Here is a 26111-nt window from a genome sequence, read left to right as displayed (position 1 = left end):
ACCCAGTGCGATCGGGGGGCACCGAACTCTTGTGAGCAGGGGGCATGCGGGTGAGTCGTTCATGAACGCCATACACTCGCTGTTCCGAGTGGTAATCAGAACGTAGTTCAGGTCAGGAGGTGACGCAGACCTGCGTCAAACTCAACCAATCCAATGTGCTCCTGTTTGGTCCTATTTCGAGTGCGGTCGCGAACTCACGTCGGCCGCAGCAACCGATGAAGACGGGTGGTCGATGGGCACCGCAGTTCTATCTCCTGACGTTCCTTTACTTGAGCAATCCGCCCACCCCCAATCTCACCCGCGAAAGAGGGTATCCGCCCGTTCACAGCTGAACCATCATGAGTGCATGGGCAATGGAGCACAGATTTCTTACGCGTCGGGTCCGAGCAGCACGCCACTCAAAGGTCAAACGATCGGCGAGATGCTCGGCGAGATCACCGAGCAGTTTCCTGACAACGAGGCGCTGGTCGAAACCTTCACGGGCAGGCGGTGGACCTTCTCAGAGCTGAGAAGTGATAGCGCGAAGCTCGCGGCCGCACTCACAAAGCGTGGCGTTCAGAAGGGCGACCGGGTCGGCATCTGGTCGCCGAACTGCGCCGAGTGGATCTTCACGCAGTACGCGACGGCGATGATCGGCGCGATCCTCGTGAACGTGAACCCCGCGTATCGCACGCACGAGGTGCAGTACGTCATCGAGCAGTCGGACATCTCGCTCATGGTGAGCGCCGTCGAGTACCGGTCGAGCGACTACGCCGGCATGCTCGCCGAGCTGGGCTTCACGAATGTGCTGTTCATCGGCACGAAGCAGTGGGACAACGCGATCCAAGACGCGGTCGCCGATCCGCCGCTGGACGAGCCGGAGGCGCTCACCTTCGACGAGGCGATCAACATCCAGTACACGTCGGGCACGACTGGTTTTCCGAAGGGCGCGACGCTCACGCACCACAACATCCTGAACAACGGCTTCTTCGTCGGCGAGGGCGTCCGGTACACCGAGACCGATCGGGTGTGCCTGCCGGTGCCGCTGTATCACTGCTTCGGCATGGTCATGGGCGTGCTCGGCGCGCACAGCCACGGCGCCTGCATCGTGCTGCCGGCGCCAACGTTCGACGCGGAGACGACGCTGAGGGCCGTCGAACAGGAGCGCTGCACGTCGCTCTACGGCGTGCCGACGATGTTCATCGCAGAGCTCGGGCTTGAGAACTTTCAGAGCTTCAACCTGCAGAGCCTCCGTACCGGCATCATGGCTGGCTCATCGTGCCCGGCGGAGGTGATGGAGCAGGTTATCGACACGATGCACATGTGTGAGGTCGCGATCTGTTACGGCATGACCGAGACGTCGCCCGTGTCGACGATGACGGGCGTCGACGACGACGTGTTCGCGCGCACCCAGACGATCGGCACGGTGATGCCGCACCTCGAGGTGAAGATCGTCGACGAAGACGGCCAGGTCGCGCCCGTCGGGGAGCCGGGGGAGCTGTGCACGCGCGGCTACTCGGTGATGCTCGGCTACTGGGGCCAGGCCGACGAGACCGCCGAGGCGATCGACGCCGGCGGCTGGATGCACACGGGCGACATCGCGACGATGGACGAGCACGGTCGCCTGCAGATCGTCGGGCGGCTCAAAGACATGGTGATTCGCGGCGGCGAGAACATCTACCCGCGCGAGATCGAGGAGTTTCTCTACCGCCACCCCGACATCGTCGATGTGCAGGTCATCGGGGTGCCAGATAAGCGCCTCGGCGAGGAGCTCATGGCGTGGATCGTGCTGCGCCCGGGCGCCGGGATCCTCACCGCGGAGAGCCTCCGTGAATTCGCGAGCGGCAAGCTCACGCACTTCAAGATTCCGAAGTACGTGCACGTCGTCGACGCGTTCCCTATGACAGTAACCGGCAAGGTGCGCAAGGTGGAGATGCGCGAACTTGCCACGACGATGTTGGCCGCCGTGTGAGCGTGCTCACAGCACGCCGCCGATACGGTGGACATGACTGCGCTATGCCCCTACGCTGGCTCACACGGCACCGCTGCCGGGTGAACCTCGGCGGGCCGGTGCAGGCGACGAGGAGGTCCGATGTTCGAGCTACGGTGCGCGGCCGCGCGGCCGGGGGCGTGCGCGCTTGGCGGCGCGCCATGAGGCGCTCGCCGGTCGCCGGGGCGCTCTCGAGCGCACGCGAGGCGACGAACCTCGAGGTGCTGTTTGGGGGTTACGCTGCCCCCGACGCGCATCAGTTCACTATCACCCACGCCTTCGGCGCGACGACGCCCGCCCTCACCGGCCTGGTGATTCGCCGGGGCGAGGGTCTCGGTGGGCTCGCGCTGGCGCACCGCGCGCCGACGCTCGCGCGCGACTACCTGCACGACGCGACGATCTCGCGGCACTACGACCCAGCCGTCGAGGCTGAGTCGCTGCGGTCGGTCGTTGCGTACCCGATTGTCATCGACGGGTCGGCCCGTGGCATCGTCTACGGGGCCAGGCGCCAGGCCGGCGAGTTCGCGGCGCACGAGGTGCAGAGCGTGCGCGCGGCCGCAGAGGCGGTCGCGTTTCGCGTGGCCGTCGATGAGGCCGTGCAGCAGCGCATCGAGTCGGCCGAGACGGCCGAGTACCTGCGCCAGGTGCACGCCGCGCCCGCCGAGCCCGAGTGGGAGCGGGTGCGGGTCGCCTTCGCCGAGCTCCGCGAGCTCGCGCGCACGGTCGTCGACGTCGAGGCGCAGAGCGGCATTCAGGCGGTGCTCGACAAGCTCACACCGAGCGCCGGCGGCGAGCCAGCGGTGGGCGGATCCGCGAGCGTCGATGCTAGCACCACTGCCCGAGGATCCGCCTCGTCAAGCACCGCGCTGGCTGCCGCGATCCCAGCGCCCCGGCTCTCCGCCCGCGAGATCGACGTGCTCGCGCTCGTCGCCCTCGGGCTTGGCAACCGTGAGATCGGGGAGCGGCTGCACCTCGAGCTCGAGACGGTGAAGAGCTACCTGCGCAGCGCGATGCGCAAGCTCGGCGCCCGCAACCGGGTCGAATCGGTCGCGCTCGCGCGCGGCCTCGGCCACCTGCCGTAGCGGGCCGCGCGCATCGCACCCCGCCCGCGGCCGGCAACACGCACGCCCTGTTTGGAACGAACGATTGTTCGACTCCCTCGATCCACACACAACCCACACCCCGAACTACCACACAGACCACACGAAGAACGCTAAGGAGCGGTTCATGGAAAACTACAACCTGAACGAGGAAGAGCTGCAGCTCGCCGCGATGGTGAAGGAGTTCGCAGACGAGGTCGTCGCGCCGATCTCGTACGAGGCAGATCGCACGCACACCCTGCCGCTCGACGTCGTCAAGCAGATGGGCGACATGGGGCTCTTCGGCCTCCCGTTCCCCGAAGAGGTTGGCGGCCAGGGCGGCGACTACTTCGCGCTGTGCCTCGCGATCGAGGCGCTTGCACGCGTCGACCAGTCGGTCGCGATCACCCTCGAGGCCGGCGTCGGCCTCGGCGCGATGCCGATCTTCAACTTCGGCACCGACGCCCAGAAGGCCGAGCTCTTGCCCGACCTGCTCGCGGGCCGCGCGCTCGCGGGCTTCGGCCTGACCGAGCCCGAGGCAGGCTCCGACGCCGGCGCAACCCGCACGACCGCGCGGCTCGAGAACGGCGAGTGGGTGATCAACGGTTCAAAGCAGTTCATCACGAACTCAGGCACCGACATCACCAAGTTCGTCACTGTCATCGCCGTCACCGGCGAAAACGACGGGCGCAAGGAGCTGTCGACGATCATCGTGCCGAACGGCACCCCCGGCTTCACGGTCGAGCCCGCATACGACAAGGTCGGCTGGAACGCGTCAGACACGCACCCGCTCACCTTCACCGACGTGCGGGTGCCAGAGGCGAACCTGCTCGGGGAGCGCGGCCGCGGCTTCGCGAACTTCTTGCGCACCCTCGACGAGGGCCGCATCGCCGTCGGCGCGCTCGCGACCGGCGCTGCCGAGGGCTGCCTGAACGACGCGATCGAGTACTCGAAGCAGCGCATCGTGTTCGGCGAGCAGCTCGCGAGCCGTCAGCACATCCAGTTCACGCTCGCCCGCATGCGCCTGCGCGTGCACAACGCGCGCCTCGCCTGGCATCACGCCGCGCGGCTGTGCGCGGCTGGCAAGCCGTTCAAGACGGAGGCCGCGATCGCGAAGCTCACCGGCTCCGACGCCGCGATGGACAACGCGCGCGACGCGACGCAGATCTTCGGCGGCAACGGCTTCATGAACGAGTTCTCGGTCGCCCGCCACTACCGCGACTCCAAGATTCTTGAGATCGGCGAGGGCACGAACGAGGTGCAGCTCATGCTCATCGCCCGCTCCCTCGGGGTCGCGTAGGAGGAACTCTGGCGGTCGTACTCCCTGCCAATCAGGCCGGGGAGTACGATTCGTCGAGGCATTGCGGCTGCTGGGAGTTCCCGAGGGTATGGTTGTTCTTCCAACTGAAGCGACATACGCTCGGTGTATGTCTGCTGTAACTAAGCCAGAGGCGAGCGCTACTCAAAGCGAGAATGCTGTCGCAGCGCAGACTCAGCCTGTGTTCATTTCCTCGGAGAACGACGAGGCACGCGCGGTCATCGTCTCGCTCGAATTCTTCGAGCGCGCAGTTCGTGCGCTCGAAGATCAGGCCGACATTCGAGACGCGGCCCGCGCACGGGAATCCAATGAACCACCCCTGTCGTTTGAAGAATTGATGTCAGAGTTTCGCGACTAAGCGCCTTGACGTAGCATCCACCGTTGCTGTCCGCGTCGGCCACTACCGTGTTATCTACGAGGTGCACGATGCCGAGCTGCTCGTGTTGGTCATCAAACTCGGGCACCGTGGCGACGTGTATAGGTAGCCGCGGCCCAACGAAGCAACCAGCGTGCGCAAGAGAGGCCTGAACATGAAAACGACCGCGACCACAATCACTGACTGGCGGTCGAGAGCAGCGCTCGAGCAAGCAGGCTTCACCGGTTTCGTCTCGGTCGAACGCCTGGCCGAACACCCCGCCGTGATCCCGAATGAGCGCGGTGTCTATGTGCTGCTGCGCCCAAACACTGACCCGCCGGGGTTCCTCGAGACCGGCTCGGGTGGGTTCTTCAAGGGCAAGAACCCGAACGTGTCGGTCGATGTGCTGGCGGCCAACTGGGTTGAGAATACGCCGGTGCTTTATATCGGCAAGGCCGGCGACCCTGGCTCGCGAGCGACGCTTCGCAGCAGGCTGCGCCAGTACCTCGGATTCGGTGCTGGGAGAAACGTCGGGCACTGGGGAGGGCGATACGTGTGGCAGCTCGCCGACGCACAGCAGCTCGAATTCGCTTGGCTCGCGCTGCCAGACGGGGCGCCCAGCGCGGTTGAGAGTGACCTCATCGGCTCCTTCCGCGAACAGTTTGGGGTGCGGCCGTTCGCAAATCTCACCAAGTGAAGCCATCGGGATGGGGCCAGCGCGGCGCGGCACACGCGTGAGACACTGAGATACTGAGTCAACGCGGGTTCACAGACCAGCGGAACCGCCGGTCAAGGCACGAAGGGGGAGACACGATGACTCAGGGAGCGCCCCAGGGGCTGACCCCGTGGCAGGAAGTGGTCGAGGTCGACCTCCCAGACCTGCGGGGCGCAAAACAGCACATTGATGCGGTGCTATCGGGCAAGCCCGCGCACCGCATCATCTCGCTCTCGGTGACGTCGTGGGGCGAATTCTCGAACTGGGGTACGGCACTCATGGTCATCGAATTCCTCCCGCTTGCCGACGACTGAGGAGCCCTACCGCGGCTAGCGGAGCAATACTTCAACGCCGAGCGGGTTGCACAGCGTGATGAGTTTGTCGCGCCCGCCGCCGACGTCATCGAATCGCCACTCGTACCGAGAGTCAACTGTAAACGCGTCCTCGCTGCGGTCACCGAAAAAGGCGTAGACGCGGTCACTGTTGCTCTGTCGGCTCATGTAGACGACCCCATCGAGCCCGGCCGTGTGCGCAGCCTCTGCCCAGTCGACGGTGGCGCCGTACTCAGCGGCACCTGTGATGGTCAGCTCGTCTGCGTTGACCCCAAGTTTCCGCAGCCCCAAGCCGAGGAAAGCGCCGAGCCTGAGCTTTCTTGTGGTGAGGAGGCGGCTGGCCTGCCGCCCCTCATATTCGAACGCGACGAGACGGCCGCCGCTCTGCGGAACATCATGCAGAAGCGTCTCCGCGATCGCGGCCTGCTCGGTTGCAGCCGCGTACAAGATGGGAACTCTCGGGGAGCCGAAGAACGCGAACCGGGTCGGAGATCCAACACCAGGGTTGAACTCGGCCGCTGAGCGGCTCGCATGATGCACTCGGTACAGCTCAGCACCACCTGGTAGTTCCTCCACCTGCGGCTGAAAAGGCCGTGGCGGTGGGCGAACTACCACTCGAATTCCCAAGCCCGGCGGGCTACATCGATGACTAAGTCGGGGTCAGAAGCGATGACGTCTACTGGCCGGGCATCGTTCGGGAGGTAGGTCGTCGGGCGGTACAGCCACAGCAGCGCATCCTCCTGGCTCAGCGCATGCTCCGTGGCGAGCCCGGCGAAGGGAGCGACCCACGGCATAACGCGTCCTCGCTCGCGGTCGAACTGAAACCCGGGGTAGAGGTAGCGGTTCAGCCTTCGGACCGCGAGCAGCGCGCCTCGCTTGCGCATGTCGTTCGCGAATGATCGCGCCGCGGTTGGGGCTGAGCGAGACCCAAGCACTTCGGCCACTTCGGCGCCGGGGAGGAGGCCGGATTCTGCTTCGATCGCCTTCCAGGCGTTCTCGGTTGCCTGCGTCGCGCGGGAGGTCGCCGGTGGGATCGGGTGCGGAATGCGCGCGAGCTCGTCTGCAAGTTGCAGGCGCGACTGCTCGGTGAGTGCAACTTCGACTGCCGCACGCAGCGCGGCGGTCGCCTGCGAGTCCGTGAACTGGAGCCCGGTTTCCCGCTCCAGCACTCGACGCATCGTGGTGATGTCACCTGGCTGTGGAGCGTTGCTCCGAGAACGAACGGTAGACATGCGTGCTCCAATCCCTACGATCCATTGTAGCGGTGGAAACGGTGTAATACCCGAGAGCCTACGACGCGAGCATCCCGCGCCACGTGATGTCGAACGCGGCGGTGAGCCTGCGCTGGGCCGCGGGCGACTCGATCGGCTCGCCGCGCACGATCAGTTGGTAGTACGCGGCGCCCGCGATCGCGTCGAAGGCGGCCTCGACGTCGAGGTCTGCGCGCAGGATCCCGCGAGCGATGCCGGCGCCAAGCGCCCGCTCGACGGGCCCGCGTCGGCGGCTCACGTGCGAGCTCCAGTACGCCCGCTGCAGCTCGCGGTCGGCCATGACGAGGCGGATCCGCTGCCGAAACCGCGCCTCCGAGTACCCGGAGGCGTCGATCGACGTGGGGGAGCCGATGATCGCGGTGAACAGCGCCTCGCGCAGATCCCCATCGACCGGGATCTCCGGTGGCACGGTGCGGCCAACGTCGAGGGCCGCGGCGATGAGCGAGGTGAGCGACGGCCACCTGCGGTAGAGCGCCGCCCGGCTCACGCCGCCGCGCTCGACGACGCGGGAGACCGTGACCTCCTGTTCCGCGTCGATGAGTTCGAGCACCGCCCGAATGATCTGCGGGTCGAGGTCGGTGTCACGCGGCCTGCCGGGGCCGCGGCGAACCGCGACCCCGGCAGAGCCGGAGGATGCTGCACTTGCAGGCGCAGCATTCTCAACAGCCGCAACCGGTGCAATTGTCACGCGCCGAGCGCCTTCGCCCGCAGCGTCTGGATGGTGGCGTCGGTGAGGCCGGCAGCCCGCAGCGGGGCGAGCGCGTCGCCGTGACGCTCGCGCAGCGTGGCAAGCAGCATGCGCATCGACACGTGCATGCCGTCGTCTTCGAGCGCCTTGCTGTCGAACACGTCGGGGTCGAGCCCGAGCTTCGCGAACACTGCCGCCATCGCGGTGCGGGTGCGCGCCATGATCGCGGGCATGTTCGGCCCGGTCTTCGCGTAGTCGGCAACGATCGCGTCGTCGTCGGCTCCGAGCACGAGCAGCAGTGAGGCTGCGAGCACGCCGGTGCGGTCGCGGCCGGCGGCGCAGTGGAACGCGGTCGCGCCGGTGGAGTTCGCGATGATGCCGAGCGCGGTGACGATAAGCGGGGCGGCCTGCTCCATCATGCCGACGTACATCTCGCCCATGACCTCGTGGGTGAGCTCGGGGGCGTCGCCGGCCGGCGCCTGGATCGAGCCCATGAACGGCAGGTGGTGGTAGGCGATCGGGTGGTCGCCGAGCGGCCCGCGGCCCGTGACCTGCACCTCGTGGGGCGAGCGCAGGTCGATGATCGCGGTGAGGCCGTTCGCGACGAGCTCGGTGGCGACCTCGGGGGTGACGGTCGCGAGATCGTCGGTGCGGATCGCGAGGCCCTCGCGCAGCACGCCGCCCTCGATGGCGATCCCGCCGAGGTCGCGAAGGTTCACGGGGGAGCTGAGCGTGAGTTCGATGGTGGAGGTCATGTGATCTTCCTTCTGATGAGGGCGCTGCCCTGGTCGATTGCCGTGACGAGCACGATGATGCAGATGATGATGGCGCTGAGGTGACCGTAGTCGTACATGCGCATCGCTGTGGTGAGTTCGAGGCCGATGCCGCCGGCTCCAACGAGGCCGAGGATCGTCGCCCCGCGCACGTTGCCCTCGAACAAGAGCAGCGTGTACGAGACGAGCAGGGGAGCGGCCTGCGGCAGCACGCCGTACTGGATCACTTGGCGCTTGGACGCGCCGACGGCCTGCATGGCGACGATGGGGCCGCGATCCACCGATTCCATCGCCTCGGCGAACACCTTGCCGATGGATCCGATCGAGCCGAGCGTCATCGCGAGGATGCCGGCGAAGGGGCCGAGGCCCACCGCAGAGACGAACATGAGCGCAAACACCAGGTCTGGCACCGAGCGGATCACGTTCATCACCCAGCGCGCCGGGTAATACAGCCACTTCGGGGCGATGTTCGACGACGCGGCGAACGCGGTGAGTAGCGACAGCACCGCACCGAGCACGGTGCCGACGACGGCCATCTGGAACGTCTCGATGAGCAGTTCGACGATTGTGCCGAACTTCGAGAAGTCTGGCGGGAAGAGCCGCGACAGGAACTCGCCCATGTTCACGGTGCCCTCGCCGAGTTTTGCGAAGTTGAACTCGGCGCCGTTGAACGACCAGATGAGCAGGATCACCGCGACCGGCAGCCCCAGCAGGAACCGGGTGCGGGGGAGCGAGACGGCCTTCTCGAGCCTCGCGCGATCCGCCGCGGGCAGCTCGGGGTGAAGCGCCTTCGGGCGCTCGGGTGCCTGGGTTGCCACGCTACGCCACCTCCTGACGAGCGAGGCCGGCCGGCGCGGAACCCGGCGCGGAAGCCTGCGCGGAAACCGGCGCGGTGTGCGCCGCAGCGTCAGCGTCGGCGTCGTCGGTGTCGTCAGCATCGTCAGCGTACAGCGGCGCGAGCTGGGCCGCGTCGAGGTCTGAGGTGCGGCCGCTCACGATCATCTCGCCGTGGCGCAGGCCGACGATCCGGTCGGTGTGGGCGAGCGCGAGCGGCAGCACGTGCAGGCTCACGAGCACCGGGATGCCGTCTTGCACCGCGATCTCCCGCAGCAGTTCGAGCACGGAGTCTGCGAGCTTCGGGTCGAGCGAGGCGACCGGCTCGTCGGCGAGGATGAGTTTCGGCTGCTGCATGAGCGCCCGCGCGATCGCGACGCGCTGCTGCTGGCCGCCGCTCAGCGAGCGCGCCTGATCCTTCGCCTTGTGCGCGATGCCGACGCGATCGAGTAGCTCGAGCGCGCGCCCCCGGTGCGCGGAGGTGAAGCCGTAGGCGAGGTTGATGGGGCCGGCGCCGTGGAGAGCGCCGGTGAGCACGTTCGTGAGCACGCTCATGCGGCCGATGAGGTTGAACTGTTGGAACACCTGCCCGACCTCCGAGCGGAGCGTGCGAAGCTCGCCGCGCCTGAGGTTCGTGACGTCGTGGCCGGCGACCCGCACCTGCCCGCCCGTGACCGGAGCGAAGCCGGTGAGCGAGCGCATGAGCGTCGACTTGCCGGACCCAGAGGAGCCGAGCAGCGCGACCATCTCGCCGGGGAACAGGTCGAGGTCGACGCCGTCGAGCACGTTCGGGCCGCTCTCGTAGGCGACGCGCAGGCCCCGGGTGGTGACGAGCGGGAGCGCCTGGCGCAGCTCGGCGGTTGAGAGGAGCGATGGATCCACCGCCGCGCTCGCCCCGCTCGCGGCTCCGCTTGCGGCCTGGCGGGTGAGCCGGCTCACTTGAGATCCTCGAGCTCGACGCCCGCGATCGATGCGATCTCGGCGAACGAGGAGAAGAACGCCGGCTCGGGGGCGATGACGGGCTCGAGGCCAGCGAAGCCGCCGTAGCCCGCGAGGCGCTCCTTGTTCTCGGCCGAGAACACCTTCGGCAGCGCCTCTTCGAGGAGCGTGCGGGTCTCGGCGTCGAGCGACTGGCGCGCGAGCACCGAACCCATGACCTCCATCGGGGCGCTCTCGCCGACCGCGCGCCACTCGCCCTCTGCGAACGGGAACATCGGCGCGCCCATCTCGGTGAGCATGAACGCCGTGCAGGCCGCGTCGACCTGGCCCTGCTCGAGCGCCGCAAAGCTGCCCTCGTGGCCGCCGGCGAAGATTGCCTCGTAGTCGGTGTCTTGCGTGAGGCCCGCCTCGTGCAGCATCGACACCGGCATGAAGTAGCCGGAGCTCGAGGCCTGGTCGGCGAACGCGATCGTCTTGCCCTTGAGGTCGGCGAGACTCTTCACGGGGGAGTCGTCGAGCACGACGCAGGTCGAGACCGGCTTGTCGTCGCCCGGCCAGGCGAGCAGCGCGTCGACTTCGCCCGTGTTCACGGCGAGGGCCGAGGGGAAGCCGCTCATGATGCCGATGTCGACGTGATCGGAGCGAATCGCCTCGACGACCGACAGGTAATCAGGCACGTCGGTGACCTCGACCTCGCGGTCGGTTTCTGCCTCGAGAAGTTCGACGAGCACGTCGACCGGGTTCTCGGCGGTCGGGTCGTCGGACATGGGGATCGTGGCGATGGTGATCGGTGCGTTCGCCGAGGCGGCGGTGTCAGCGGATCCGGAGCCGCTGGAGTCTGCAGCCTGGCAACCGGTGAGCGTGATCGCGGCGATGCCGACGAGACCCAGCGCGGTGATGACGTTGCGACGCATGGTGACCTTTCGAAGAGTTTGGGCCCCCGAAGAATTCCGAGAACACCTGTATTCAAACCCTCGAAAGTGACGGGCAATTACGAGACTGGGGGTTCGCTCGCCAAACCTTTGGTGAACGGGTGGTGAATCTGGCCGGCGTGAGTATCGGAATATTGAGATAGCTCTGCGGTATCCGCTTTTTCCGATATCAATCGGCTATTCTGAAATCCCGATAGTCATGTGCCATCTCCCCGCGCTCGCAGAAGCGCCCGGGCTTGAGCTCCAGGCAACATGGGTCGAAGAAGGGGAATACCAGTGATCCACACTGCCGCGCCAGGCATCACGATCACCGAGGAGTTCGCGCGCGCCCTCGAACTGCTGCACAGCGGGAGCAGCGTGTTTCTCACCGGCAAAGCCGGCACGGGCAAGTCAACGCTGATCCGCCGCTTTCTCGCAGACACCGACCGCAACGCGATCACTGTCGCGCCCACTGGCATCGCGGCGCTCGGCGTCGACGGCTACACGATCCACCGCCTGTTCTCATTTCCCATGGGCGTCAACGAAGACCTCGTGCGCGGCTCGGGGTACTACCCCGGCCGCTTCGCGAACGCGCTGAAAGAGCTCGACACCCTCATCATCGACGAGGTGTCGATGGTGCGCGCCGACCTGTTCGACGCGCTCGCCGCCGCGCTCGAACGCTTCGGCCCGAGACCGGGGGAGCCGTTCGGCGGGGTGCAACTCGTGCTCGTCGGCGATCTGTACCAGCTGCCGCCAGTCGTCACAGAGCACGAGGCCGCGTTCATCGCCGAGCGCTACGGCACCCCGTACTTCTTCTCGGCGCGCTCCTTCTCTCGCGAGCTGTTTCCGGGCGTCGAACTCACGACGGTGTTTCGCCAGCTCGGCGACACGAAGCTCGTCGACCTGCTGAACGCGGTGCGCGAGGGGGCGCTGCTCGAGGGCGCTCGTGCCGAACTCAATGAGCGCACGAACCCTGACTTCGACCCGGCTCTCGACGAGTTTTGGCTCACGCTCGCCACAACGAATCGTATTGTTGGCGCGCGCAATCGGCAGATGCTCGAGCGGCTCACCGATGCGCCAGCGAGCTTCGCGGCGGCACTGAGCGGCGACACCGACGGCTTCGAGCTGCCGGCAGAGACACGACTGCAGCTCGCGGTCGGCGCCCAGGTGATGCTGCTGAACAACGACCCGATCGACCGCTGGGTGAACGGCAGCATCGGCCGCGTCGAGAGCATAGGCTACGACGGCGGCGAACCCGTGGTCGACGTGCGATTGCGCGAGGGCAATCTCGTGAGTGTGCGCCCCTACACCTGGGAGATCACCCGCCCGGTGGTGCGCGCCGGCGCGCTCGAGCACGAGTTCGTCGGTTCGTTTACGCAGTTGCCCATGAAACTTGCGTGGGCAATCACTATTCACAAAAGCCAGGGGCAGACGCTCGACCGTGTCGTCGTCGACCTCACTGGCGGTACCTTTGCGAACGGTCAGCTGTATGTCGCGCTCAGCCGGTGCACGAGCCTCGACGGCCTCGTGCTCAAGCGCGACGTGCTGCCGCGCGATCTCAAAACCGACATACTTGTGCGCCGGTTCCTCGCCGGGGGAGGGCCGCGCGAGGGCGGTGTCGGGCGGGTGTATCTGTCAGTGCTTCAGGTCGGCAACGAGGGCGACAGGTACCGGCCGCGCCCCATCGAAATCGCTGTGGTCACTGACGAGGGCGACGAGGCAACAACCGTGGTGAACCCCACGAGCGACCTGTTCTCGGCCTCCCGCGACTTCGGAATCACCACCCGAGACGTCGCGCTTGCCCCGCTGCTGGCCGAAGCGTGGGCGGCGCTTTCGCCGCTCCTTGCTGGTCGCATCCCGACAGGGGTGAAGATCGACTCGGCTCTCGGAATCATTGACTTCGAGCTGAAGCGCAACGGCGTCGTCACGCAGCTGCCGCTCGGGGCGGAGCTGCCAGAGCGGCTCCTCACCTCTGACGAGCGGCACCTGCTCCGGGCACCCACCGCGCTCGCGCGGGCGCGCGCCACTCGGGCCATCGCTGATCGGCTCCTAGCGGAATCACCCCGGGCTCTGCTGCACTCCGAAGGGTCAGCCTTCCCGCAGCACAGCATAGGGCGAGGGTATCTGTTGCAGCGCACAACCGGTGAGTCAGGCAACCCCAATGCCGACGGGTTCACGGTCGGAGGCCATCTCACGGCTGAAGACGACGCGGCGCAGGTGCTCGCCGATCAGCTGCGAGGGGCGTGGGATCGCGTGGTGGATCGCGACGCCCCGGTTATCGCGCGGCTGCGCGGCGTCGAGGCGCATTTCGGTGTGCTTGTCTTGCCCGAGGGGTTTGCACTGGCGGAAGCGGAGCCGCTCGACGCGGTGCTCGTGCCCGGGGCGCGTGTTTGCTTCACGGGCGAGGTCGTCTCGCCGGTGCACGGAGCGTTCGACCGCGAAGATATGCGCGAACTCGCGGTATCGCGCGGTCTCGGAATTTCGGAGAACATGACGAAGACGAAGACGGATGTGCTCGTGGTTGCTGAGCGCGGCACCCAGTCGGGCAAGGCGAAGAAGGCCGCGCAGTGGGGCAAACCCGTGCTCGCCGCCGAGGACTTCCTCGAGTGGGCGTTGCGATGACGCCGCAAGCAGGAGCGCCGCCGCGGGCCGCGCGCGCGACCTCGGCTGGCGCCCCCGTTGGCATCTTCGACGGCGGCATCGGCAGCTACGACATGGTCGGGCGCATTCGTGAGGCGTTTCCTCGACAAGACATCATCTACCTCGCCGACCGCGCGAGCTTTCCGTACGGCGCGCTCACTGAAGACGAGCTGCTCGTCTCGGTGACGCGGGCGACCGAGGGGCTCGTGCGGCTCGGCGCCGGGAGCGTCATTCTCGCGTCGAACGCGCCGAGCGTGACGGTGCTCGACCGGCTGCAGGAGCGCGCCAATGTGCCCGTGCTCGGTGTGAAACCGCCGGTCGCCGCTGCGCTCGGCGCCGTGGCCCCGGGGGCGGTTGTTGCCGTCGCCGGTGCTGGTGTGATGATCGACAGCGAGGCGCTCGGGCACCACATCGCCGCGGAGGCCCTGCGCGCGGGCACCGACCCAGGGCGGGTCGTGCCGGTGCGCGCCGACGCACTCATCGCGCTCGTCGAATCGGGTGCGTTTCTCACCCCGGAGCGGGTCGCGGGGCCCGTGGGGGAGTTTGTCGAGGCGCTGCGCCGAGAACACCCGCGGCTTGCCGCCATCACCCTGTCGAGCACCCACCTGCCGTGGCTCGCCGCGGAGTTCGCGCGCGTCGCCCCCGACGTGCAGCTCTTCGACCCCGCCGACGAGGTCGTGCGCGAGTTCGCGGCGCTCGTGCCGCAACCCGAGGCCGCTGGCGACCTTGTGGGCGGGCATCTCACGTGCGTCGCGACCGCCTCTGCCAAGCACACGCTTGCGGAGTTTCAGGCGATGATCGACACGCTCGGGCTCGGCATTCGGCCCACCCTGATCACGCTGTAGCCGCGGAGCCGTGGCGCGCAAGAAACCCGACGGCCGTGTCGAGCGCCAAGCGGGCCTCGGTGCGGAGGCGCCGAGCTAGCGGAATCGTTCAACAAGCTCGGCGACCCGGGCGCGCGCGGCAGCGGCGAGCTCCGGTTGCAGCGCGAGTCTCGTGCGGCGCGCAAGCACGTCGTCAATGGTGCGCGCTCCCTCCGCGAGCACGGCGAACGCGACCTCGGCGCCCGTCACGCCTGCGCCCGGAGCGACCTCCTCCGCAAGCCCGGGGTCTGCGGTCGCGAGCGCGGCGACCCGGTGAGCCTCCCAGCCGTAGCGCCGCACGAGACGCGCGATGGCGGCCTCGGCGGCCTCGGCGGCCTCGGGCCGGCCCAACCGCTCGGGCCGCTGCGGCGAAGCCCCGCGCGGCCAGGAGCCTGGGGAGCCCAACACGGGCACTCGCCTCGTGACCGCAGGGCAGGCCCGAGGCGATTCGCCCATGCGGTGCAGCGCCGCGTCGACGGCCTCCTCTGCCATCTGGCGGTACACGGTGAGCTTGCCCCCGGTCACGGTGATGGGGTGCCCCGGCTCGTCGAGCACGAGGTGGCGGCGCGAGGCAGAGGCGGAGTCTGCGCCCGCAGGGGAGCCCGTGCCTTCAGCGGAGGCGCCGGAGCGCGGCCGCCGGCGCACGAGCGGCCGCAACCCCGAGAACGCCCCGAGCATGTCTTCGCGCCGCAGCGGCCGCGCGAGCGAGGCACTCGCAATGTCGAGCAAAAAGTCGATATCGTGCTCTGGCACTCCCGGGTCGTGGCCGTCGGCCCCCGGCGCCGGCTCGTCGGTCAGGCCGAGATAGCACAGGCCGCTCGCCTGCGGCAGCACGAACACGTAGCGCCCAAAGTGCCCGGGCACGGGCGCGGTTATCACGGCTTCGGGGTGACCGAACACGGCGGCGGGGAACACGAGGTGGGTGCCGCGGCTCGGCGCGAGCGACAGTGATGGGGCGAACTCACCAGCCCACACGCCCGTGGCGTTGATCACGGTGCGCCCGCGCACGAGGGCGTGGGCGCCCGGGCCGCCGTCGATCCACACCTCGCGATCGCTTGCACGCACCGCGCGGCACCCGGTGACGACGTGCGCGCCGTGGCGCGCGGCGGTGCGAGCGAGCGCGACGACGAGGCGGGTGTCGTCTTCGACGGCGCCGTCCCAGTAGACGAGGCCGCCCCGCAGGCCGGCGTCGCGAAGCGCGGGCGCGAGCTGTTTCGCGGCGCGCGCATCGACGCGGCGCGGCCGAGGGAGGTAGCGTGCGGGCAGGCCGCTCGCCGCGCGCAAGACGTCGGCCAGTCGCACGCCCACCTCGGTGAGCGCATCGCCGAGCCGGCCGTCGAGCGGCCCTGGCCGGGTCGCGGCGGTGCGCGCAGCAGCGCCGGCGCCCCCGAGCCCGCGGCGCAGGCTGCCTCGCGCAAATCGCGGCACGAGGAAGGCGCGGGGGTGTACGAGGTGCGGCGCGATGCGCCGCATGAGCGCCTCGCGCTCGACGGCCGACTCCCACGCGAGCGCAACGTCGCCCTTGGCGAGGTAGCGCAGCCCGCCGTGCACGAGCTTCGAACTGAAGCCGCTCGTGCCGCTCGCGAGGTCGCGCGCCTCGATGAGCGCGACGCTCAGGCCGCGCGTTGCTGCGTCGAGGGCGACGCCTGCCCCCGTGATGCCGCCGCCGATGACGACGACGTCGACCTCGTGTTCGGCGAGGTGCGCGAGCGCCCGGGCGCGACTTCGCTCATTCAGGTCCCCTGGTTGCGCGTCAAGCATGTCGCTCCCATCCCGGCCGAACCTGGCCGTTCGCTACGCGATCGTGACCGGTGAGGTCGGTGAGGTCGGTGAGGTCGGTGAAGTCGATGGTGTGAGCTGGTCGGCGCGCCGATCCGCTGCCCGCGCCGCGCCCGTCGCCGCCCGCAGCGCGGCCTCCGCCACGCGCGTGAGCTCGGTGCAGCTGCGCTCGAACTCGGCGCCCGGCAGGAGCGGCGCGCCAAGCGCGACCCCGCGCACGAGCAGCAGCAGGGTGAGCGGGGCCGGTGCCGGATCCGCAACAGAGCCGTCCCCGCGACCCTCCGCGAGGAGCTCCTCCATCGCGCCGAGCACGAGCTCCTGGCTGCGGCCGAGCCTGCCACTGAGGTAGGGCTCGATGAGGTCTGGCTGCTGCGCGAGCACCGCAGCGATGAGTTCTGACTCGACGAAGGCGCGCGCGGCGGCGCCGAGAAAGGCGGCGAGGCGGGCCGCGCCGTCGTGGCCGGGGCCCTGGGGGAGCTGGTCCCGCAGCCCGGCGACGGCACGCGAAAACTCGCGGGTGAGCGCGAGCAAGATCGCGTTGTCCATGCTGCCCATCGCGCGGTACAGCGTCATGCGCGAGATGCCAGCTGCGTTTGCCACATCTCGCGCGGTGAGCTTGCGGGGGCCGTAGCGCCTGAGGCCGTCTGACACAGCGTCGAGAATCGACTCGTCACGCGCCGCCCGCGCATGTGTTGTGTGACGATGTGCTTCCATGTGTCACACTGTAACGTATGGCCGCTGATATTACGGAGAGCGTTCCCGAATCTCCCTGGTGGGGCTGGGCCCCCTTCACTCCCGGGGGCGCGCTGAAGCCCGCCACCCGCGCGGTGCTTGCGGAGCGCCTCGGCATCGACCCCGGCGCCGAGATCGCCGCCCCGCCGCCCGAGCCCACCGCGGCCGAGCTGCCAGAGTCGGCACTCGACGCCGAAGCCCTCGGCGCGCTCGCTGCCGCGGTGGCTACCGGTGCCGTGTCGCAGGGCGCGGCAGAGCGCATGCGGCACGCCGCAGGCAAGCACACGCCCGACCTCATCAGGCAGCGCTCTGGCGCGCTGCTCGCGGTGCCAGACGCCGTCGTCAGCCCAGGCGAGACCGGTGAGATCGCCGGGGTGCTCGCCGCGTGCGTCGCCCACGACATTGCGGTCGTGCCGTTCGGCGGCGGATCGAGCGTCGTCGGCGGCGTCACCCCGCTCCGGGGCGCCCACCGCGCCGTGATCGCGCTCGACCTCACGCGGCTCGACGCGCTCGTGGAGCTCAACGAGGTCGATCGCACGGCAACCTTCGAGGCGGGCATTCGCGGGCCGGCGCTCGAGCGGGCGCTCGCCGAGCGGGGCTTCACCCTCGGCCACATTCCGCAGTCGCACCAGCAGGCGACGCTCGGCGGCTACGCCGCGACGCGCTCGGCTGGCCAGGCATCGACCGGCTACGGTGCGATCGCCGAGCTCATCACTGCGCTCACGCTCGAGACCCCGAGCGGCACGCTTGAGCTTGGCGGCCGGGCTCCGGCCTCAGCGGCTGGCCCCGACCTCAAACACCTCGCGATCGGCAGCGAGGGCACGATCGGCGTGATCACGACCGTCACCGTCGCGATCCGCCCGCGCGTCACCGCGAAAACCTACGGTGCGTGGGCCTTCCCCTCATTTGAGGCGGGGGCACGGGCGATCCGCGCGCTCGCGCAAGACGGCGCCAAGGGCGACCTGCCAGACGTGTGCCGACTCAGCGACGAAGAAGAGACCGAGCTCACGCTCGCGCAGTCGGAGGGCGCCCCGGTGCGACTGCTGCGACGCTGGCTGCGATCGCGCGGCATCGACACCCCGGCGCTGCTGCTCGGCGTCTGGGAGGGCACCGACGCCGACACCAAGCGCAGGCACCGCCGCGCCGCGAAGCTGCTGAAGGCACACGGCGCTGTCTCCGCGACCACGCGGCCCGCCGAGGCGTGGGATCGCGGGCGCTTCAGTTCGCCGCGGCTGCGCGACGAGCTGCTCACCATCGGGGTGATGGTTGACACCCTCGAAACGGCAGCATCGTGGACCAGGCTCGCCGAGACGCACCGCGCTGTCGCGGAGGGGATCCGCGGGGCGCTCGCTGGGGGGCCAACGGCCGCGGATCCGCCGCCTGCTGCCGTGCCCGCTGCCGTGCCTGCTGCCGTGCCCGCTGCCGTGCCTGCTGCCGTGCCCGTGCTGGGTGCCGGGCCGACCGATCCGCCGCCGAATGCTGCCGCGCCCGCCCTGCCGACCGACCCGTTGCCGTGCGCAGTGCAGGGGCATATTTCGCACGTCTACCGCTACGGCGCCTCGCTGTATTACACCTTCATCGCGGCCGCCGAGGCAGACCCGATCGCCCAGTACGAGCGGGTCAAGGCGGCGGCGAACGCGGCGATTCTCGCCAGCGGCGCGACGATCACCCACCACCACGCGGTCGGCACCGAACACGCCGCCCAGCTGCCGGCAGAGATCGGCGAGCTCGGCGTCGACGTGCTCCGAGCGGTGAAACGTGAGCTCGACCCGGCGGGCATCATGAATCCCGGGAAACTTGTTTAACCCGCCGCCTGCGCGGGAGAAAGTGTGTGGCAATGACGAAGAAGTCTGCTCAGCAAGCCGTGATCCCAGGGTCGACGGTGCTCATCACCGGGGCGGCGCGCGGCATGGGGGAGCTCTACGCCCGCCGCGCCGCGCGCGAGGGGGCGCGCGCCATCGCGCTGTGGGACGTCGACGAGGAGAGGGCCGAGGCCCTCGCCACCGAGCTGCGGCGGCCAGGGCGCGGCGGCGGCCCGGGGCCCGACGTGCGCGCCTTCGTCGTCGACATCTCCGACCGCGCGGCCGTGGCCGCCGCCGCAGCGCGCACCCGCGCCGAGCTCGGCGAGCCAGACGTGGTCGTGAACAACGCCGGCATCGTGCGCGGCGCCCTGTTCTGGGAGCACGACCAGGAGCGAGACATCGAGCTCACGATGCGCATCAACGCGCTGGCGCCAATGTGGATCGCGCGCGAGTTTCTCCCCGCGATGATCAGCGACCGCTCGCGCCCGAAGCGGCTGCTGAACATCGCGTCGGCCGCGGGCACCCTCGCGAACCCGCGCATGAGCGTCTACGCGTCGTCGAAGTGGGCGATGATCGGCTGGGCCGAGTCGCTCAGGCTCGAGCTCGCCCGCGAGGGGCACTCTCACATAGCGGTGACGACCTTCTGCCCGAGCTTCATCTCGACGGGCATGTTCGCGGGGGCCAGGGGCCCGCTGCTGACGCCCATCATGAAGCCCGAGTACGCCGTGCGGGCCGCGTGGGGCGGCATGCTCAAGGGCACGCCGCTCGTGCTGCGGCCTTGGACGGTGAAGCTCGCCATGATCGTGCGCGGCATCTTGCCGACGCGAGCGTGGGACGTCGTCGCCGACCGGGTGTTCAACGTCTACGCGTCGATGGATAAGTTCACCGGGCGGGGGTAGGGCGCGGTTGTTGGCGGGTGCTGGCGGGTGCTGGCGGCTGTTGGCAAGTGTTGACGGGTGTTGGCGGGCCCGCCCGGGGCCCGGGTGAACCCTGAGGAGCCCTGATCGTCGCTGCGGGCGCGAATGGCACCTGAGTACCACGGCGTTCATACTTCAGGCCGACGCGCGGGGGCGCGCTGCGCGGCACGATAGGAGCATGAGCTTCCCAGAGGTGTTGAAACAGCCGTCGACGTTCGTCGCAGCCGCGCTTGTCACGGCGTGCCTGCTCGCGCTGCTCGCCGCGATCGGCGGGTTCCTGCTCATCAACCAGGCAACGCAGACCGCGCTCGCGGTGCGGCCGGCGGCCCCGAGCGTGGTGCATCAGCAAGACGGCGCCGGCCAGGCCGCGCGCGCGGCTGCTCGAACTGCGGAGTACAGCACGATCGCTAGCTGAGCGGTAGCGGTGCGGGGTGGCTGCGGCGCACGACTTCGGTGCGCGCCCGCCGACAGCGGAGCGGGACGGGCTGTGCGGGACGGGCGGTGCGGGACGGGCGGTGCGGGACGGGCAGTGCGGGACGGGCGGTGCGCGTTGGGCCAATCATGGTGAGCGCTTTTGGCTGACCATCTGTGGTTGAGGGCCTTGCGATTCGTGCTGCGTGCTTTTCGCTTCGTGTTGGGTGGGCCGTACTGGGTGCCGCATGCTCAAGGCGGAGGGTGAAGCCCACTAGGCTGAGCGCATGCAGCACCCATTCTTTGCCCCTGGGCCGATGCCGCGCATCTTCGGGCACCGCGGCTTCGTCGCTGTCGATCGTGCCGCGGCGGGGGTGCTCGAGAACTCGCGGGAGGCGATCGCCGCAGCGGTTGCCGAAGGTGCTGAGTATGTCGAGACCGACTGCCACCTCACCGCAGACGGAGAGGTCGTGCTGTTTCACGACTCGACACTCGCGCGAACGCTCGGCGACCCGCGTCGGGTATCCGCGGTCACCCGCGGGGAGCTCGACCGGCTCATGGCAGGCCGCGGGGGGTTGCTCACGCTCGCCGGCGCGCTCGCCGAATTCCCCGATACCCGATTCAACATCGATGTGAAGTCTGCCGAGGTAGCCTTTCCCGCCGGGAGCATCATTGGCGCCCAGGCCCCCAGTCGCGTGCTCATCGGGAGCTTCTCTGACCGCGCTCGGCTCGAAGCGGTGGCAGCGGCCCACGCGGCTGGAGGGCGGCCTGCGACGGGTGCCGGTCAGGCAGCGATCGTTCGGGTGCTCGCGGCCGTGGCGACTCGCTCTCGGAGGCTCATAGATCGCGCCCTGGCGGGCATCGATGCGCTGCAGATTCCCGAGCGACAGGGGCCGGTTCCCGTGCTCACCGAGCGGCTGCTGGGTGAGGCGCACGCCCGAGGCGTCGAGGTGCACATGTGGACGGTGAACGACCCGCACCGCATGCGCGAGCTCGCCGCGCGGGGCATCGATGGCATCATCACCGACCGCACCGACCTCGCGGTGGAGGCGCTGCGCTCGTAGCTGCCGCGGGGCGCTCGCCGCGCTGGGAGCTGGGGCCATGTGCTGCCGAAACCCAGTGGATCTGCACGGGATAGGCCCCACCGCGGCCCGCCGGCCCGATCCTACGAAGATCTCAGTGTTACCGCAGTGACTTGCCGGCGCGGCCAGGCTCGCCCTCGTCGCCGCGGCCGCAAATCGACGTCAGTTTGCCCCACGAAATCGACCGAAATGGCCGAATTTATGGGGCAAACTGACATGGAGTTGCCGGTGCGCGGTGCGCGGTGCGCGGTGGCCGGTGGCCGGTGCGACTACCGGGCGCAGGCGCAACGGTCGGCGACCGCAACGCCCTCGAGCGCGGTCTCGATGTGCTCGCCGCAGCCCTCCCAAGTGGGCTTCGAACAGTTCTGGCAGGTGACGCGTGCGCACATGGGGGTTCCTTTGGTCGTGGGGTGAAACATACGGCGGGTAGGTTACCCGGCGAACCCATCCAATCAGATGACGTGCTCGCTAGGCTTAACATGCAGGTAGGTGCGGTGCCACGAGCGCCGCTGCGACCCGCAGCACCGGCCGACCAGGCCAGCATCAGCCGACGAAGGAGCCCACATGAGCGAAGCGCTCGAGCCAGCGATCACGCAGCACATTTCAGAAGTCTTTGACACCACCATCGATGAGCTCTGCGAGCTCGTGCGCATCCCGTCGGTGTCGTGGCCGGCGTTCGACCCGACGCACGTGCAGGCGAGCGCCAACAAGGTTGCCGAGCTCATGCGCTCCACCGGGGTGTTCGATTTTGTCGACGTGCGCCGCGCGCCCATCGAGGGCCAAGAGCACGAGGCTGACCCCGAGCTCGGCCACCCCGCCGTGATCGCCAGGCGCGCCCCGAAGAACGGTGCCCCGACGGTGCTGCTCTACGCTCACCACGACGTGCAGCCTCCGGGAAAGGACGAGGAGTGGGAGACCCCGCCGTTCGAGCCGACAGAGCGCGATGGCAGGCTCTACGCCCGCGGCGCCGCAGACGACAAGGCCGGCGTCATGGCCCACGTCACGGCGATTCGGGCGCTCGCGGCCACCGAGGGGCCCGACTTTGACCTCGGCATCGCCGTGTTCATCGAGGGCGAGGAGGAGTGGGCCTCGCAGTCGTTCGGCAACTTCCTGCGCGACAACCGCGATGAGCTCGAGGCCGACGCGATTATCGTCGCCGACTCGGGTAACTGGGATGTCGACACACCTGGCCTCACGGTCGCGCTGCGCGGCGCTGTGGCCTTCAACGTGAAGATCGAGACCATGGCGCACGCCACGCACTCCGGCATGTTTGGCGGCGCGATTCCCGACGCGATGCTCGCCGCGGTGAAGCTGCTCGCAACCCTGTGGGACGAAGACGGAGCGGTCGCAGTCGAGGGCCTGAAGAGCGCCGACCTCGCAACCCCCGAATACGATGAGGCGCGGCTGCGCGAGGAGTCGGGCCTGCTCGACGGGGTGTCGGCCATCGGGCGCGGCGAGATCCTCTCGCGCATCTGGGCGCAGCCAGCTATCACGGTGACCGGCATCGACGCGCCCGACATCGCGAACGCGTCGAACACGCTCATCCCGAGCGTGACGGTGCGCATCTCGGCGCGCGTGGCTCCGGGGCAAGACCCGCAGGAGTACTACGACGCGCTCACCGGGCACCTTGCTGCCAACGCGCCGTACGGGGCGAAGCTCACGTTCGAAGACCCGGGCCTCGGCCAGTCGTTCAGCGTCGACACCTCGGGCCCCGCGGTCGCGCATATGCGTGCCGCGATGGAGCAGGGCTTCAACCGCGCCCCTGTTGACATGGGGGCCGGTGGGTCGATCCCGTTCATCGCTGAGCTCGTCGAGGAGTTCCCCGGCGCCGAGATTCTCGTCACGGGCGTCGAAGACCCAGACGGTCGCGCGCACTCGCCGAACGAGTCACTGCACCTTGGCTCGTACCGCAAGGCGCTTGCGGCCGAGGCGATCTTCCTCGCCCGCATGAACCGCGGGCTGTAGCGCGGTTCGGCGGCGCCCGGGCACGGCTCCGGCACGGCTCTGGCGCCGCTCCGGCGGTGCCACCCCGTGAACCCTGTAGTTGCCTCCGAGACCACCCCCTAGCCTCGCGAAGCAAGAGAGTGATCTCGGAAGCAACGCAAGGGTTGGCTGCGCTTAGCTGCGCTGGTGGTTGGCTGGGGCAGCTGCGCCGGCTGGGCCAGCTGGGGCGTCTGGCTGGCCGATTGGCTGGGCCAGCTGAGGCAGCTGCCGGGGGCCGTCGGCCGGCGTGCCACCGCTGCGTGCAGAGAGGGGCGGGTGGATCACATGATCCACCCGCCCCTCTCGCCTCCGCCCCTCTCAACCCTGAACTTGCCTCCGAGCACACCCCCTAGCCTCACGGCAAAAGGGGGTGTGCTCGGAGGCAACGCAAGGGTTGGCGAGCCGCTTGGCCGGCGCGGTGAGGGCCGCTTAGCCGGCGCGGTGAGGGCCGCTTAGCCGGCGCGGCTAGGGCCGCTTAGCCGGCGTGGGCCGGGCCAGCCGAAGCCGCGGGGCCAGCGGGATCGGCAGAAGCCGCCGGGGCGGCGAGCGGGGCCGCAGCCGAAGCCCCGTGCTGCGCCTTGAGCAGGTCGCGAATCTCGGCGAGCAGCTCCTGCTCGGTCGCCTCGGCGGGTGCCTCTTCCTCGGGCTTCGTGGTGCGCTTGCGCAGCTCGTTCATCGGCAGCACGAAGACGAAGTAGACGACCGCCGCGACGATGATGAAGTTGATGAGCGCGCCGATGAGGGCGCCGAACGCCACGCTGTCGCCGTTGGGCAGCGAGAGCTTCAGCGCGTCGTCGAGAGAATCTGCCTTGAATGCGAGCCCGATCAGCGGGTTGATGAGCGAGGCCACGACTTTCTCAACCACGGCGTTGAACGCCGCGCCGATGACAACCGCTACCGCAAGATCGATAACGTTGCCGCGGAGCAGGAACTCCTTGAACCCTTTGAACATTTGCTTCCCCTTTGCGTGGGCCGTGAACCAATGCGTGTGTTTCGCACCTAATGTATTGCCTCAGCAGCGATTGCGCGAGCCTATTCGTTCCCATGTCGCGGCGGTACGCTGAGCCCATGGACTTCATCGGTGCCCAGCCCACTCTCGATCTCACCTACTCTGACGTCTTCCTCGTGCCCCGCAGATCTGCGGTGGGCAGCAGGCTCGGCGTCGATCTCGCCCCGACCGACGGCACGCCAGCGACGATTCCGCTCGTGTCGGCGAACATGAACTCGGTGACGGGCCCCCGCCTCGCCGCTGTGCTCGCACGCCGCGGCGGCATCGGCGTGCTGCCGCAAGACATGAGCGAGACCGGTCTCACCGACGCGATCGCCTGGGTGAAGCGCCAGCCAGTAGGGTTCGACACCCCGATCGTGCTCGGCCCCCAGCAGACGGCGGCAGACGCGCTCGCGCGGGTGCCAGCGGCCGAGGGGCAGGTCGTTGTGGTGGTCGAGGGCGCGTCCGCTGGCGGATCCGCGGGCGATACCGCCGCCACCGCGACAACCGACCCGACGCTCGCGATCCCAGCCTCGCGCGTGCTCGGCGTGCTCGCGGCGACCCGGCTCGCGGAGCTGCCGCGCGACGCGCGGCTCGGCGACCTGGTCGCTGGCGGGGTGCCCGTGCTCGACCTTGCAGAACTCGGCGAGGCCGCGAACGACCCCCGCGCGCTGTTCGACGCCGTCGACGAACTCCTCGGCGAGCGCGGCGGCGAGGCTGTCATCATTGCGAGCGCCGGCGAGGTGCGTGGCACGTTGTCCAGGCGCTCGGCGCTGCGCGCATCGATCTACCGCCCGGCGCTCGATGCAGACGGGCGACTTGCCGTCGCCGTCGCCGTCGGCATCAACGGCGACCCGGCGTCACGCGCCCGTGCGCTCGCGGCGGCCGGCGCCGACGTGCTCGTTGTCGACACGGCGCACGGGCACCAGGAGGGCATGATTCGCGCGCTGCGCGAGATCTCGGCGCTCGGCCTCGGCCTGCCGGTCGTGGCCGGCAACATCGTCACCGCAGACGGGGTGAGCGATCTCGTGGAAGCCGGCGCGACAATTCTGAAGGTCGGCGTCGGCCCCGGCGCGATGTGCACGACGCGCATGATGACCGCCGTCGGCCGGCCGCAGTTCTCTGCCGTGCTCGAGACGGCGCAGGCGGCCCGCGAGCTCGGTGCGCACGTCTGGGCCGACGGGGGAGTGCGCTACCCGCGCGACGTCGCGCTCGCGCTCGCGGCCGGCGCTGCCTCGGTGATGATTGGTTCGTGGTTCGCCGGCACGGCAGAGTCGCCCGGCGAGCTGCTCGCCGACCCGTCTGGCAGGCAGTACAAGGAGTCGTGGGGCATGGCCTCGACGAAGGCGGTGCAGGGCCGGTTCTCGCGGCTCGACGCGTTTGAGCGCGCCCGCAAGGAGCTGTTCGCCGAGGGCATTTCGTCGTCGAAGATCTACCTCGACCCGCAGCGGCCGAGCGTCGAAGACCTCGTCGACATGATCACCTCTGGGGTGCGCTCGTCGTTCACCTACGCGGGGGCCGCGACGCTCACCGATTTCCACGTGAACGCGCGCGTCGGGTTGCAGTCTGCGGCCGGGTACGAGGAGGGCAAGGCGCTGCCGGTGTCGTGGTAGCGCGGTGCGCGAGCGCGCGGTGGCGGATCCGTGACTCGCGGATCCGCCACCGCCTGCGAAGCTGTGAAACACCGGCGACCGGCCCATCGTGCCGCCGCTCGCATGCCGGCTTCACTA

The 26111-nt window shown here is 69.0% G+C and carries 24 protein-coding genes and 1 pseudogene; 15 read left to right on the top strand and 10 right to left on the bottom strand.

The genetic code is table 11. From position 1 onward, the window contains the following. The first annotated feature begins 421 nt into the window (after positions 1–421). The 7 genes and pseudogenes from ABD115_RS13060 (at position 422) to ABD115_RS13030 (ending at position 5750) form a co-directional block, all read left to right on the top strand. Positions 422–1951, top strand: a complete 1530-nt coding sequence (locus ABD115_RS13060) for an AMP-binding protein (protein WP_343961556.1) — start codon at positions 422–424, stop codon at positions 1949–1951. A 179-nt stretch (positions 1952–2130) separates the two neighbouring features. Then, positions 2131–3051, top strand: coding sequence for a helix-turn-helix transcriptional regulator (locus ABD115_RS13055; RefSeq protein ID WP_343961554.1), 921 nt, complete (start codon positions 2131–2133; stop codon positions 3049–3051). A 145-nt stretch (positions 3052–3196) separates the two neighbouring features. Next, complete coding sequence (locus ABD115_RS13050; RefSeq protein ID WP_343961552.1) at positions 3197–4348, top strand: acyl-CoA dehydrogenase family protein; 1152 nt, start codon at positions 3197–3199, stop codon at positions 4346–4348. A gap of 127 nt (positions 4349–4475) precedes the next feature. Continuing rightward, positions 4476–4724 carry a prevent-host-death family protein gene (locus ABD115_RS13045; RefSeq protein WP_343961550.1) on the top strand — a complete coding sequence of 83 codons (249 nt, stop codon included), beginning with the start codon at positions 4476–4478 and terminating at the stop codon, positions 4722–4724. A gap of 34 nt (positions 4725–4758) precedes the next feature. After that, a pseudogene (locus tag ABD115_RS13040) lies at positions 4759–4851 on the top strand (type II toxin-antitoxin system RelE family toxin); the annotation flags it as partial. A gap of 45 nt (positions 4852–4896) precedes the next feature. Continuing rightward, on the top strand, positions 4897–5418 hold the full coding sequence (locus tag ABD115_RS13035; protein WP_343961548.1) for a hypothetical protein: 522 nt from the start codon (positions 4897–4899) through the stop codon (positions 5416–5418). 116 nt (positions 5419–5534) lie between these two features. After that, positions 5535–5750 (top strand): hypothetical protein, encoded by a 216-nt coding sequence (locus tag ABD115_RS13030; RefSeq protein ID WP_343961546.1) that lies wholly within the window; start codon positions 5535–5537, stop codon positions 5748–5750. 15 nt (positions 5751–5765) lie between these two features. On the opposite strand, the gene ABD115_RS13025 is transcribed toward ABD115_RS13030, so the two are convergent. The 7 genes from ABD115_RS13025 to phnD all read right to left on the bottom strand — a co-directional run bounded on the left by ABD115_RS13025 (position 5766) and on the right by phnD (position 11187). Continuing rightward, on the bottom strand, positions 5766–6308 hold the full coding sequence (locus ABD115_RS13025) for an RES family NAD+ phosphorylase (RefSeq protein ID WP_343961544.1): 543 nt from the start codon (positions 6306–6308) through the stop codon (positions 5766–5768). A 68-nt stretch (positions 6309–6376) separates the two neighbouring features. Further along, positions 6377–7000, bottom strand: a complete 624-nt coding sequence (locus tag ABD115_RS13020; RefSeq protein WP_343961542.1) for a hypothetical protein — start codon at positions 6998–7000, stop codon at positions 6377–6379. Positions 7001–7058: 58 nt separating this feature from the next. After that, positions 7059–7727: a TetR/AcrR family transcriptional regulator gene (locus ABD115_RS13015; protein ID WP_343961539.1), complete on the bottom strand. Its 669-nt coding sequence runs from the start codon at positions 7725–7727 to the stop codon at positions 7059–7061. Beyond that, positions 7724–8482 carry a tyrosine-protein phosphatase gene (locus ABD115_RS13010; protein ID WP_343961537.1) on the bottom strand — a complete coding sequence of 253 codons (759 nt, stop codon included), beginning with the start codon at positions 8480–8482 and terminating at the stop codon, positions 7724–7726. Before ABD115_RS13010 ends, ABD115_RS13015 begins: the two co-directional genes overlap by 4 nt. Next, on the bottom strand, positions 8479–9318 hold the full coding sequence (gene phnE, locus ABD115_RS13005; RefSeq protein ID WP_343961535.1) for a phosphonate ABC transporter, permease protein PhnE: 840 nt from the start codon (positions 9316–9318) through the stop codon (positions 8479–8481). Before phnE ends, ABD115_RS13010 begins: the two co-directional genes overlap by 4 nt. A gap of 1 nt (position 9319) precedes the next feature. After that, positions 9320–10273, bottom strand: a complete 954-nt coding sequence (locus ABD115_RS13000) for a phosphonate ABC transporter ATP-binding protein (RefSeq protein ID WP_343961533.1) — start codon at positions 10271–10273, stop codon at positions 9320–9322. Continuing rightward, positions 10270–11187, bottom strand: coding sequence for a phosphate/phosphite/phosphonate ABC transporter substrate-binding protein (gene phnD, locus ABD115_RS12995; RefSeq protein WP_343961531.1), 918 nt, complete (start codon positions 11185–11187; stop codon positions 10270–10272). The genes ABD115_RS13000 and phnD overlap by 4 nt, the downstream gene beginning before the upstream one ends. 294 nt (positions 11188–11481) lie before the next feature. Between phnD and ABD115_RS12990 the strand changes: the two genes are divergently transcribed. Next, complete coding sequence (locus tag ABD115_RS12990) at positions 11482–13806, top strand: AAA family ATPase (RefSeq protein WP_343961529.1); 2325 nt, start codon at positions 11482–11484, stop codon at positions 13804–13806. Beyond that, on the top strand, positions 13803–14669 hold the full coding sequence (locus ABD115_RS12985) for a glutamate racemase (protein WP_343961527.1): 867 nt from the start codon (positions 13803–13805) through the stop codon (positions 14667–14669). The genes ABD115_RS12990 and ABD115_RS12985 overlap by 4 nt, the downstream gene beginning before the upstream one ends. 75 nt (positions 14670–14744) lie before the next feature. Here ABD115_RS12985 and ABD115_RS12980 read toward each other — a convergent pair whose 3' ends face one another. Together ABD115_RS12980 and ABD115_RS12975 are read right to left on the bottom strand one after the other, a co-directional pair. Further along, positions 14745–16448, bottom strand: a complete 1704-nt coding sequence (locus tag ABD115_RS12980) for a glycerol-3-phosphate dehydrogenase/oxidase (protein ID WP_343961525.1) — start codon at positions 16446–16448, stop codon at positions 14745–14747. Positions 16449–16481: 33 nt separating this feature from the next. After that, entirely contained in the window at positions 16482–17180 is a 699-nt protein-coding gene (locus ABD115_RS12975; RefSeq protein ID WP_343961523.1) for a TetR/AcrR family transcriptional regulator, read from the bottom strand. Between the two features lie 17 nt (positions 17181–17197). Here ABD115_RS12975 and ABD115_RS12970 point away from each other — a divergent pair, with 17 nt between their 5' ends. From ABD115_RS12970 to ABD115_RS12950, 5 genes are all read left to right on the top strand, one after another. After that, positions 17198–19003, top strand: coding sequence for an FAD-binding oxidoreductase (locus tag ABD115_RS12970; protein WP_343961521.1), 1806 nt, complete (start codon positions 17198–17200; stop codon positions 19001–19003). Between the two features lie 32 nt (positions 19004–19035). After that, positions 19036–19899: an SDR family NAD(P)-dependent oxidoreductase gene (locus tag ABD115_RS12965; protein ID WP_343961518.1), complete on the top strand. Its 864-nt coding sequence runs from the start codon at positions 19036–19038 to the stop codon at positions 19897–19899. 196 nt (positions 19900–20095) lie between these two features. Next, positions 20096–20332 carry a hypothetical protein gene (locus ABD115_RS12960; RefSeq protein ID WP_343961516.1) on the top strand — a complete coding sequence of 79 codons (237 nt, stop codon included), beginning with the start codon at positions 20096–20098 and terminating at the stop codon, positions 20330–20332. A gap of 283 nt (positions 20333–20615) precedes the next feature. Further along, positions 20616–21392, top strand: coding sequence for a glycerophosphodiester phosphodiesterase family protein (locus ABD115_RS12955; protein ID WP_343961514.1), 777 nt, complete (start codon positions 20616–20618; stop codon positions 21390–21392). Positions 21393–21974: 582 nt separating this feature from the next. Beyond that, the gene (locus ABD115_RS12950) at positions 21975–23375 is read left to right on the top strand and encodes a dipeptidase (protein ID WP_343961512.1); all 1401 of its coding nucleotides are present in this window, start codon (positions 21975–21977) and stop codon (positions 23373–23375) included. Between the two features lie 493 nt (positions 23376–23868). Here the strand turns inward: ABD115_RS12950 and mscL are convergent, their stop codons facing one another. Then, entirely contained in the window at positions 23869–24345 is a 477-nt protein-coding gene (gene mscL, locus ABD115_RS12945) for a large conductance mechanosensitive channel protein MscL (protein WP_343961510.1), read from the bottom strand. Between the two features lie 116 nt (positions 24346–24461). Here mscL and ABD115_RS12940 point away from each other — a divergent pair, with 116 nt between their 5' ends. Continuing rightward, complete coding sequence (locus ABD115_RS12940) at positions 24462–25994, top strand: GuaB1 family IMP dehydrogenase-related protein (RefSeq protein ID WP_343961508.1); 1533 nt, start codon at positions 24462–24464, stop codon at positions 25992–25994. The last annotated feature ends 117 nt before the right edge of the window (positions 25995–26111 follow it).

It is taken from the genome of Leucobacter albus, assembly GCF_039528015.1.
GTDB classification, from domain to species: Bacteria; Actinomycetota; Actinomycetes; order Actinomycetales; family Microbacteriaceae; genus Leucobacter; species Leucobacter albus.
This window is presented reverse-complemented; position numbering and strand designations above follow the sequence as displayed.